Genomic DNA, 9,924 nt, shown 5'->3' with positions numbered 1-9,924 from the left:
CCTCATTCTTGTTTTGATATCTGTTTCCATACCTTTGATATTTTTCATTCGTCTTTTTGCCTGTTCAACGAATTCCTTTTGGGCAGGATTCAGTTTTCTGGCCCCTTCAGCAACTGGCATTTTTTAATCCTACAGTTATTGAATAGTGGGAGATTATTTATAATGACATTTATAATTAATTGATGCTTACTTATTAGCATCAGTATTTAATCCGGGAATACAGGCTTATGCTGTTTTATTTTCAGGGAGTGGATGAATATGGAATTGCAGATGAATTTTTTGGAAAACAAAGTCCGGTTGAAGTCAAGGGTCTATACAATACTTGAAAAATCCCCGGGAAATGACCGGACGGCATTTCTTGTCCATGCATTTCTTGCCATAGTCATTTTACTCAATACAGTTCTTGTTGTAATCTACACTGTCCCGGCGATATTTCTAAAGTACCGGCTCCCTATAGATATCACCATAACAGCATGTCTTCTGATCTTTGCCGCAGAATACATCCTCAGGCTCTGGTCATGTACTGATGCACCCACATTTAGGGCGAGGACTGTGGAACGCTTAAGGCATGCAACGCAGTTTTACATGATAATTGATGTCATATCCATAGTTCCGTTATTCTTCCCGTTCTTCTTCCTAAAGGATTTTGCACTTTTAAGGACATTTCGCCTGCTCTCAATATTCAAACTGGGACGTTATGCAAGAAATTCAGGTTCACTTGCACTTTTAAAGCGTGTCATCTTCAAGAAACGCGAGATCTTTACGATAATGGTCTTCTTCCTTGTTTTCGTAATCCTCTTCTCATCCACAATTATGTATCTTGTCGAAAACAGTGTTCAGCCTGAGAAATTTTCAAGCATTCCTGCCGCAATGTGGTGGGCGATTATGACTGTAACTACCGTCGGTTACGGGGATATCATCCCCATAACACCTCTCGGTCAGACTCTTGCATCTGCAATGACTCTTGCAGGTGTTCTTCTCCTTGCACTCCCGTCCGCAATTCTTGCAACAGGTTTTATCGAGGAGCGCCAGAAAGAGAATGAAACAACCTCTCAGTTCTCCTCAGGAAACAGAATTGAACTCCTTGAAAGGCTTTCTGCCTTAAAGGAAAAAGAGGACATATCTGCAGATGAGTTTGAAAAATTAAAGAATCTGATTCTTCCGGAAGACTAAAAAAAAGTTGATGAATCAATAATTTTCAGGCTTTTTCAGCCTGTTTAAGCATTCTGAGATAGAGCAGTGTTAAGGCAAGACCCACAACTCCGCCCAGCACATCACCGGCAACAATTCCCCACCATACACCATCCGTGCCCATTTTGAGGGTGTATGCAAAGATCCAGGCAAAAACCGCGATAAATGCAAGGTTTCTGAGAAAATTAATGAAGAGCGATGTCATGCCTTTTCCGACACCCTGAAATACCGAACATGACATCATTCCGGGCGGGACAAAGATATAAAATATACACATTATCTGCAGAAAGACTATCATTCCGGGTGCAAGATGGGCACTCTCCGGTGAATAGGTGAAGAGAAGTGTAATCTGGGGGGCAAAAATCCACGTCAGCAGGCTTGTTGCAGCAGCAATCAGAAATCCGAGTTTTAAGCTGTATATATATCCAATACGGAGTTTTCCAAAAAGCCCTGCACCATATGCCGCTCCTGTAACTGCAACAAGGGATGTTGCTATTGCAATCTGAGGCATAATAGCAAACATAACAACCCTCCATCCGGTTGAGTATATCGCAACTGCATCTGTTCCGGATACAGTGACCAAAATTCCGTTGAGAATAAGCACGAGTGCGGACATAAGGAAGAATTCGGTGCTTGCAGGAATTCCGACTCCGAGGATATCTTTTATGACCTCTTTTCTGAACCTGAAATTTTTAAAAGATACTGTGACATAGGTATCCTTTTTTATCCATATCCAGTAGACAAGGACGGCTGTTACAAACATGACTGAGACGATTGTTGCAAGAGCCGCTCCGGCTACCCCCAGATCCAGATAATAGATAAATACAGGGTCTAAAACCATATTCAGGATTGATGAAGCTGCCATTGCATACATTGTTCTCTTCATGTCCCCTTCGGCACGCAAAATTCCGTACAGGATATTTGTGAAGAGGATGAACGCTGTTCCTGAAAATATTATAAAACCATACTCGGCGGCGAGATCTGCGACATCCCCTGCTCCGATGAGCAGTGATATAGAATGTATATTTGGAACAAGAATGAGGGTAAGGACGACTGATGCTGCAAGCATTATCAGAACAGAATGGGCTGCTGCAGTATCTGCACCTGACTTGTCTTTTGCACCTATTTTCCTGGATATTGCAGATGTTGCCCCTGCCCCGAGTCCGTTTGACAACCCGACAAGTATCATAAAAAGCGGTGTCAGAAAACCGACAGCAGCAAGTGCATCGCTTCCGAGCCCTGCAACCCAGAATGCATCGACGACATTGTATAGTGCCATTAAAAACATTGCAACAAACATCGGGCCGGCAAGTTTTCTTATTGCAGCCTTTGGATCGCCTGTAAGGATTGTAACGCCGGATGTGGGACTCTTAAAATTATCTTTATTTTGTGTATGCGGAGATGATGATGTCATTTTTTTATTATTCCCTGTATTTTTTCAGGCCGGATTGTATACCGGTAAAAGTTCACTTATGGTATTGGAAGGGCAGGGATATAAAAACTGTTCAGAATAAAAATAAGTAAAATCCGGGTATTTTCCGGTTTTCAAAAAAAGGGATTTTTTTCAGGCCTGTTCAACCGAGACTGTCCAGTCGCCGTCACAGACAATATTTAACAGATAGTTGTTGCTCTCTGTAATATTTACAGTCACATCACCGTCATAAATTCCCTCGTGGAATGCAAGAGGCATCTCAAAGTCTTTGTTCATTACAGGATTTCCGTAATAGTCCATCAGTGTAACAGATATAACTTCATTGTTTTCAGCCTTTATCGAGAAATTGTATTCTCCTTTGTTTATCTGGAAGAAAGGCGTTGCCTTGTTGGCTGTTCCTGAAAATGTCTGCGGGACGATACCGTTTATCATCTGCGGGAATGAGAAGTCAAGTGTCCATTCCGAGAGTGTAGTAACCTCAACCTCTGAAACTGCATCCTCTTCAAGCATAAATGCCTGTGACCAGTAGTATTTTCCGTCTTTCATCGATTTTTCGGCGACTGTCGCATTGTAGGCATTAGCGACGCTGATACCGTCCTTTTTGGTTGTTATATAAACAGTACTTTCCTCAGGTTTGTCCTGAACAAGAGTGAAGAGATTTGCACCCTTTGAAAGATTCATCGTATTCTTCTGATCGCCTTTACCGGAGAGTTTCATGGATTCTGTTGGTGAGGGAGTCTCTTCTGAGGGTGTCGTTGTCATCTCAGCGGTCTGTTCTGTTGTGGGGGTTTCTGTTGCGGTTGCCGCACCATCATTCTGGGTGCCTGTACATCCGGCTGATAACGCAAAACCCGCAATTAAAAAAGCCAGAACTGCAAAAAACATAATTTTACTGTAAATTTTAGCCATTATTGATTAATTTGGAATCGGTACTATATTTTATTTTTTAATAAATCCTGCCTGAACAGGCATAAGAAAATTGTGAAAAAAAATTACAGATGTATACGGGGAATAGCCATATACCTGTAAAAATTTATAAATATAGTATTAAAGAAGGCAACTTCTCTGGCAGGTTTTTTAGAGAAAAAGCTTTCACAAGGAAAATATTCATGTCTCCAATAACTTCAGGTATAATATTTGATGCCGGATTCTGTCTTATTTCAGCATTTATTACCTGCGGTCTTGGATTTTTTGTCTATGCACAAAAACCCTCATCCACAGTGCACCGCCTTTTTTTCGCAGTCATGATTTCAGCAGCGTACTGGGCATTGGGGGAGTTTTTCATATGGCAGGCAGAAAGTTTCGGGGGAGTTACATTCTGGCTTAAATTCAGTTCTTTCTGGCCTTTAACCATAGCTTTTGGTTCACATTTTATCCTGGAATTTACAGGAACATTTCAGGATAAAAAAAAGAGACGCATTATCATGGCATGCATCTACATCACTGCCATATTGCTGTCATTTGCCGGGCTTTTTACGGACTGTCTTTATATCGCCGCATTCAATCCTGATACCGGGTATTTCTATCTTCCGGCATGCGATAATCCCATCTGTTTTGCTGAGATTCTGTACACAACATTCATAATGCTCTGGGCATTCTATGTGGGCTTTATCTCCTGGAGATATACGAAACCGGGGGTAATACACAACCGGAACAGGCTTTTTTTTGCAGGCATTATCATAGTTGTGTTTTTTGGAATGCTCTCCGGGATCTTTCTCCCGTTATTTAACATCTATATTCCTAATCTTGTCTTTATCGGTTTTGTTATCCTGTCGGTTTTTGTAGCATATGCAATACGCCATTACGGGCTTTTCATTTTAACACCTGAGACGGCAGTCCCTGAGATTATGAAGACAATACCCGACGGTCTGATTCTTGTTGACAATAAGGGAGATATTGTTGCTGTTAATGAATCAGCAGGGAATATCTTTACTTCACTAAGAGACTCTACTGCCGGGAAAACTGCGGAATCATTAATTCCTGGTGAGGATTACCGGGCCATAAGCCGGGTATTACTGGAAAAAGGTGAAGTATCCGATTTTGAAATCAGCCTTTATGGAGAGACTGCCAGTTACATAAGCGTATCAGGATCAGTTGTCAGGAACAAAAATGGTGTACCTTCGGGGGCTGTACTTATTATCAGGGATATTACAGAACGAAAAGCGTCAGAGAATGCTCTTCGGGTTGCAAATAACAAGCTCTCACTGCTCTCGCAGCTTACCCGGCATGACATCAGTAACCTTGTTACTGCTCTTTCCGGCTATCTTGACCTTCTTGAAGAGAGGCTCAAGGATACTGAAGAGAAGCGATATCTCGACAGATCACTTGAAATTACTGATCTTATCATAAAGCAGATTGAATTCTCACGAAGTTATCAGGATATAGGATCAGAAGAACCCCGGTGGAAGGGGCTTGAAGAACTTTTAGATGATGCAAAAGAGAGTCTTATTCAGGGAGATGTTCAAATCAGGCTGAAAATTAATCCTGTTCTAATCTATGCAGACCCCCTTCTCGAAAAGGTCTTCTACAGCCTGATTGAAAATGCAGTAAGACACGGGGAGAAGATAACTGAGATTGTTATATCAACAGAAGAGCAGAAAGACGGCAGCTTAATCCTCCGAATAAAAGACGATGGTATCGGTATTCCTGAAGATGAAAAAGAGAAGATATTTTCATATAGCTACGGTAAAAACACAGGATTCGGACTTGCATTCGCCCGCGAGCTCCTCTCAATTACAGGAATTGAAATCTCTGAAAGAGGTGTGTATGAAGAAGGGGCCTCTTTTGAGATACACATTCCAAAAAAGGCATGGAAAAGTGCAAATTAGTTTCTGTTCCTGAATTTATTCCCTTCTTTAAATCTTCTTTCAGACTTTCACTTTTTTAAACAGATATCCGCCGGCTATTATCATTGCAACTGAGAATGATAATAAGACAACAAAGCATATCACCGGGTTAATCTGCGATACACCACTTAATCCGTATCTTATTCCCTCGACACCATAGGTTAAGGGGTCTAACATTGTAAGTGACTTAAATGCAGGCGGGAGACTGTCAATCGGAAACATTGCACCGGAAAGGCCGAATATCGGGAATATAAGAAAACTCATAATCATCTGAAAGCCGTTCATATCCTCCATTCTGGAGGCGATTGCGATTCCAAGGGCCGTAAATGCGATTCCTATAAGTGCCATAAAGCCGAATGCCATTAAAAGTCCGAGTATGCCTGAGACTGAAATTCCGATGAAAAGCGAGAGCACAAGGATGATTGTTCCCTGGATTATTGCCGTTGTTGCACCGCCGAATGTCTGGCCGAGCATTATCTCAATTCTTGATACAGGGGCGACAAGTGTCTCTTTTAAAAATCCGAACTGCTTGTCCCATATTATCTGTATTCCGGAGAATATTGATGTAAATAAAACACTCATTGCCACAATTCCGGGAGCTAAAAATTCAACGTAGTTTTCTCCTGCTCCGGGTATGTTTACAACAGAATTTAAACCGAATCCCAGAATAACAAGGAAAAATAGCGGCATTCCAAGACTTCCTATGATTCTGCTTTTTGACCGGAGGTATCGTTTGAGACTTCTAAGCCAGATTGTGTATATTACATCCATTTTAATGCCTCCCTGCTCTGTAAAACATTCTCATTCTGTCTTTTGAATCCGCTTCATCGTCACGGATCTTTCTTCCGGTATAATGCAGAAATACGTCCTCAAGGGTTGGTTTGTGAACAGAGACCGAATTTATTTTTGTGCCTGATCTGATTAAGGTTTCAATAATCTCTGTAAGGCGCTCTTCTGCGTTATCAAGGGCAATTGTAAAAAATCCCTCATATTTTTCAGTATTTTCTATCCATGGATCTTTGAGTCCTGAGAGTTTGTCGGAATAGTCCGGTGACTTTACTGTAATCATATCGCCGCCGATTGTTTTTTTGAGGTTTTCAGGAGTATCAAGTGCAACAATTTTTCCTTTATCAATTATTCCGATTCTGTTGCAAAGCCTGTCCGCCTCATCCATATAATGGGTTGTAATAATTACAGAAATCCCGTAATCCTGATTTAGTTTCTCGATATATTCCCAGAGATAATTTCTTGTCTGCGGGTCAAGACCGAGAGTGGGTTCGTCTAAAAAGAGCACTTCCGGCCTGTGCAAAAGACCTCTTGCAATCTCAAGACGTCTTCTCATTCCTCCGGAGAAGGTCTTTACAAGGTCGTTTCGTCTTTCATTAAGACCTACAAGAATAAGCAGTTCGTCAATTCTTTCTGTCCTGACATCTTTTGGAATTCTGTAAAGTCTTCCGTGAAAATCCATATTCTCCCATGCTGTCAGTTCCTCATCAAGACTCTGGTCCTGAAAAACTATTCCGATTGACTTTCTGACACCATCTTCATCTTTTATTATATCAAACCCGTTTATCTCTGCTTTTCCGGAGGTTGGTTTTGCCATTGTCGCAAGAATTGAGATGGTTGTTGTTTTTCCGGCGCCGTTTGGCCCTAAAAGTCCGAATATCTCTCCCTCTTCTATATCAAATGAGATATCATCGACTGCTGTAAATTCACCGAATTTTTTTGTAAGGTTTTCAACTTTTACTGCTTTCATTGGATTCGAGCTCCTTTAGGTTTTTTAAAGATTTTTCGAGAATAATAATGGCTTCAGCCTCTTTTTCAGGAGGTATATTTTCAGCAGTATGACGCATTTCAATAAGATTTTTTGTAATTCCGGGAGAGTGGTTGCCAAAGATTTCGTTTATCATCTCCCTGAAGATGTACATCTTCTCTTTTGCCTCCTCTCTGTGCCTGATAACATTTTCAAGAAATTTTTTTCCGTCATCTGTAAGTTCATAGACTATTTTTGAGCGTTTTCCCGTCTCTGAAACTCTGATTAAATTTTCATCGTCCATTTTTTTGAGCATCGGATACAGTGTTCCCTTGCTTGGTACCCACACTCCCCCTGTTCTTTCAGAGATTTCTTTTATGAGGTCGTAACCTGATTTTGGCTCTTTTTTTAGTGAATGCAGGATGTAGAGCTGAATAAACCCTCTCCCGTGTCCCTGCCGGCCTGCTGATATATGATGCCTCAAAAAGCCGGGGAACTGGTCTTTTTTATCTTTCATATTATTCTCCTCTTTTATTTCATACAAAAATCGTTCGTAATAGAACAGTACTTTGGCGTACTATTGGTGTGTCAAATATTTATACATTCTTTATTTTGCAAATTTTTAGTGCCGCTGTCAGGTTAGATTAATTAATGTCAGGGTCAATTTTTCATTTACCTGATTATTATGGAGACAAAACATTTCACCATAAAAGACGGACGAACCCTTGCATACAGTGAATTCGGAGATCCAAAAGGAATACCGGTATTTTATGCACATGGCGGTCCTGGTTCAAGGATTGAGGGTATAATCTTTGATGAGGCTGCAAAAGAGAGAGGTTATAGGATAATAGCAACAGACAGGCCCGGAATGGGAGAGTCCACATATCTTGAAAACCGAAGACTCCTTGACTACCCGGATGATATCTCAGAGCTTGCGGATTTCCTTAAAATAGACAAATTCGGTGTTATGGGCTGGTCAGCCGGCGGAGCCCATACAACTGTTTGTGCTTGGAAAATTCCTGAAAGGCTTCTATTTAACATGACTTTTGCCGGTTATACCAATTTTGCAGAGATGCCCGGCGCTGAGAAGTATCTGAAATCAAAGATGGATCAGACATCTGTTGGTCTTTCAAAGAGTCATCCGAAACTTTTCGGGCTCTTTTTTGATATGATGAATCTGACAGAAAAGCTGATGCCGGAATCTTATTACAAGGCGCTTACAAAGGAGCTTTGTGAATCTGATAAGGAAATTGCAGCGGATCCTGTGTTTAAGGAGATATTCATGGAGGGGGAGAATGAGGCTTTTAAACAGGGAAGCCGGGGTGTCACGACTGATGCAGCCGTTCACTATGCTGACTGGGGATTTTCATTAAAAGAAATAAAGATGAAAATTCATGTCTTTCACGGAACAGAAGATACCCTGGTGCCGGTTGAATACGGAAAACACATATCTGAAAATGTACCCGGATGTGTTTTACACCTGCTTGTAGGAGAAGGGCATCTGTTTCCATATAAGTACCTTGATCTGATATTTGACACGGCTGATGAAGAGACGGGAAGAGATATATCTGAGTGATAATCTGTCAGCAGATAACACCTGTGTTTTGGGAAGTGAAAATTAATGAGAACGAGATCATAAATTCTCTTTTATTTTTTGAGATTGGAATTGAAAAAAGGATCAGGAATCTACGGCTGCATTCTGTGCTCGCCGACGATATCGTTAAAGATTTCCTCTTCATCCCTGATCTCACAGAAGCGGCTGAAATACCGGTTTATATTTTTTAAATCGCGGACAAGGTACTTAATTGCTAATACCTTTTTGATTAATTTTATCTCTAAAGAACAAAGAAAACTTCGCCTTATATTCCGATAGCTGAATAACTGCAATATAATTTTAAGTCCAGATTTCCAGCAGACGAATAATACAAAAAATCGTCATTTGAATTAATATCGTTATCAAAAAAGCAAGGACTATACCTCTTAATATACTCAATAAAATTTTTTTGAATACTATTTCTCCACTATTTTTTATAAAAAATATTACTACAATAAACACCCAGATAAGCAAAAAAATTAAAGCAATATCTTCTCTTTTTAAAAGATACCCTGTGATGAAAAATAATCCATATAATATCAGGGTGCATATTGAAAGGTTACTATAGTTCATTCGGGCCTCATTAATTGTTTTTTTGATGTTTTTCATATGAATCATCTATTATTAATTTAATTATTATTCAAAAAGACATGAAATTTTTTTTCATGTCACCAGATTGTAACTTTTTTCATTGTAAGATAATCATTGTCTCCAATCCTGATCGAAGCACTAACTGTCTGATCAATAACTGGTCTTCCAGTAAGACCTGTAACACTAAACCCTTCATATCCAAGTTTTGCATAACTGACATTTTCCGGAAGCATTATTGACTGTAAGAATCCTGTGGATGTAGACCTGACATTGGTTCCTGAGGGAATTAATACTGAAATCCCTATTCCTCCTGCATTAACGCCTGTTCCAACCTGTAGATTCTGGAATGTATAACCCGGTGCCGGCTCAAATGTTACTATAGTATATCCGTTTGATCTGATTTCTAATGGATATAGAATCGGTTTTTCTCCGTGAATATATGTTTTTACTGTCAAATTACCTCTTTCTGAGCAGTAAGTAGTAATTTCTCCGGTTGCTTCAGGATAAAATAAACCTC

General features: G+C 40.2%; 10 protein-coding genes. 4 read left to right on the top strand and 6 right to left on the bottom strand.

The features are described from left to right. Positions 1-258: 258 nt before the first annotated feature. Positions 259-1,173: an ion transporter gene (locus ACTB1O_RS11955; RefSeq protein ID WP_462995370.1), complete on the top strand. Its 915-nt coding sequence runs from the start codon at positions 259-261 to the stop codon at positions 1,171-1,173. Positions 1,174-1,198: 25 nt separating this feature from the next. Here ACTB1O_RS11955 and ACTB1O_RS11950 read toward each other — a convergent pair whose 3' ends face one another. Both ACTB1O_RS11950 and ACTB1O_RS11945 read right to left on the bottom strand, forming a co-directional pair. Beyond that, positions 1,199-2,605 carry an MATE family efflux transporter gene (locus ACTB1O_RS11950; protein WP_462995369.1) on the bottom strand — a complete coding sequence of 469 codons (1,407 nt, stop codon included), beginning with the start codon at positions 2,603-2,605 and terminating at the stop codon, positions 1,199-1,201. A gap of 150 nt (positions 2,606-2,755) precedes the next feature. Further along, positions 2,756-3,532, bottom strand: a complete 777-nt coding sequence (locus ACTB1O_RS11945; RefSeq protein WP_462995368.1) for a hypothetical protein — start codon at positions 3,530-3,532, stop codon at positions 2,756-2,758. Positions 3,533-3,732: 200 nt separating this feature from the next. On the opposite strand from ACTB1O_RS11945, the gene ACTB1O_RS11940 reads away from it, so the two are divergent. After that, on the top strand, positions 3,733-5,451 hold the full coding sequence (locus ACTB1O_RS11940; RefSeq protein WP_462995367.1) for an ATP-binding protein: 1,719 nt from the start codon (positions 3,733-3,735) through the stop codon (positions 5,449-5,451). Between the two features lie 39 nt (positions 5,452-5,490). Here the strand turns inward: ACTB1O_RS11940 and ACTB1O_RS11935 are convergent, their stop codons facing one another. The 3 genes from ACTB1O_RS11935 to ACTB1O_RS11925 are packed head-to-tail and all read right to left on the bottom strand — an operon-like array spanning position 5,491 to position 7,739. Next, positions 5,491-6,240 (bottom strand): ABC transporter permease, encoded by a 750-nt coding sequence (locus tag ACTB1O_RS11935; RefSeq protein WP_462995366.1) that lies wholly within the window; start codon positions 6,238-6,240, stop codon positions 5,491-5,493. 1 nt (position 6,241) lies between these two features. After that, entirely contained in the window at positions 6,242-7,225 is a 984-nt protein-coding gene (locus ACTB1O_RS11930) for an ATP-binding cassette domain-containing protein (protein ID WP_462995365.1), read from the bottom strand. Beyond that, positions 7,206-7,739, bottom strand: coding sequence for a PadR family transcriptional regulator (locus ACTB1O_RS11925; protein ID WP_462995364.1), 534 nt, complete (start codon positions 7,737-7,739; stop codon positions 7,206-7,208). Before ACTB1O_RS11925 ends, ACTB1O_RS11930 begins: the two co-directional genes overlap by 20 nt. Before the next feature lie 168 nt (positions 7,740-7,907). Here ACTB1O_RS11925 and ACTB1O_RS11920 point away from each other — a divergent pair, with 168 nt between their 5' ends. Together ACTB1O_RS11920 and ACTB1O_RS11915 are read left to right on the top strand one after the other, a co-directional pair. Further along, a complete protein-coding gene (locus tag ACTB1O_RS11920; protein WP_462995363.1) occupies positions 7,908-8,798 on the top strand; it encodes an alpha/beta fold hydrolase in 891 nt (296 codons plus the stop codon). Positions 8,799-8,833: 35 nt separating this feature from the next. After that, positions 8,834-9,007, top strand: coding sequence for a hypothetical protein (locus ACTB1O_RS11915; RefSeq protein ID WP_462995362.1), 174 nt, complete (start codon positions 8,834-8,836; stop codon positions 9,005-9,007). A 477-nt stretch (positions 9,008-9,484) separates the two neighbouring features. Here ACTB1O_RS11915 and ACTB1O_RS11910 read toward each other — a convergent pair. Continuing rightward, the coding region (locus ACTB1O_RS11910; RefSeq protein ID WP_462995361.1) for a hypothetical protein at positions 9,485-9,924 on the bottom strand (440 nt) is incomplete at its 5' end.

It is taken from the genome of Methanomicrobium sp., assembly GCF_055145805.1.
This window is presented reverse-complemented; position numbering and strand designations above follow the sequence as displayed.

Bases quoted from the DNA above. Each gene is read 5' to 3' on its own strand.
- ACTB1O_RS11955 (WP_462995370.1), top strand. From the start codon at position 259: ATGGAATTGCAGATGAATTTTTTGGAAAACAAAGTCCGGTTGAAGTCA.
- ACTB1O_RS11950 (WP_462995369.1), bottom strand. From the start codon at position 2,605: ATGACATCATCATCTCCGCATACACAAAATAAAGATAATTTTAAGAGT.
- ACTB1O_RS11945 (WP_462995368.1), bottom strand. From the start codon at position 3,532: ATGGCTAAAATTTACAGTAAAATTATGTTTTTTGCAGTTCTGGCTTTT.
- ACTB1O_RS11940 (WP_462995367.1), top strand. From the start codon at position 3,733: ATGTCTCCAATAACTTCAGGTATAATATTTGATGCCGGATTCTGTCTT.
- ACTB1O_RS11935 (WP_462995366.1), bottom strand. From the start codon at position 6,240: ATGGATGTAATATACACAATCTGGCTTAGAAGTCTCAAACGATACCTC.
- ACTB1O_RS11930 (WP_462995365.1), bottom strand. From the start codon at position 7,225: ATGAAAGCAGTAAAAGTTGAAAACCTTACAAAAAAATTCGGTGAATTT.
- ACTB1O_RS11925 (WP_462995364.1), bottom strand. From the start codon at position 7,739: ATGAAAGATAAAAAAGACCAGTTCCCCGGCTTTTTGAGGCATCATATA.
- ACTB1O_RS11920 (WP_462995363.1), top strand. From the start codon at position 7,908: ATGGAGACAAAACATTTCACCATAAAAGACGGACGAACCCTTGCATAC.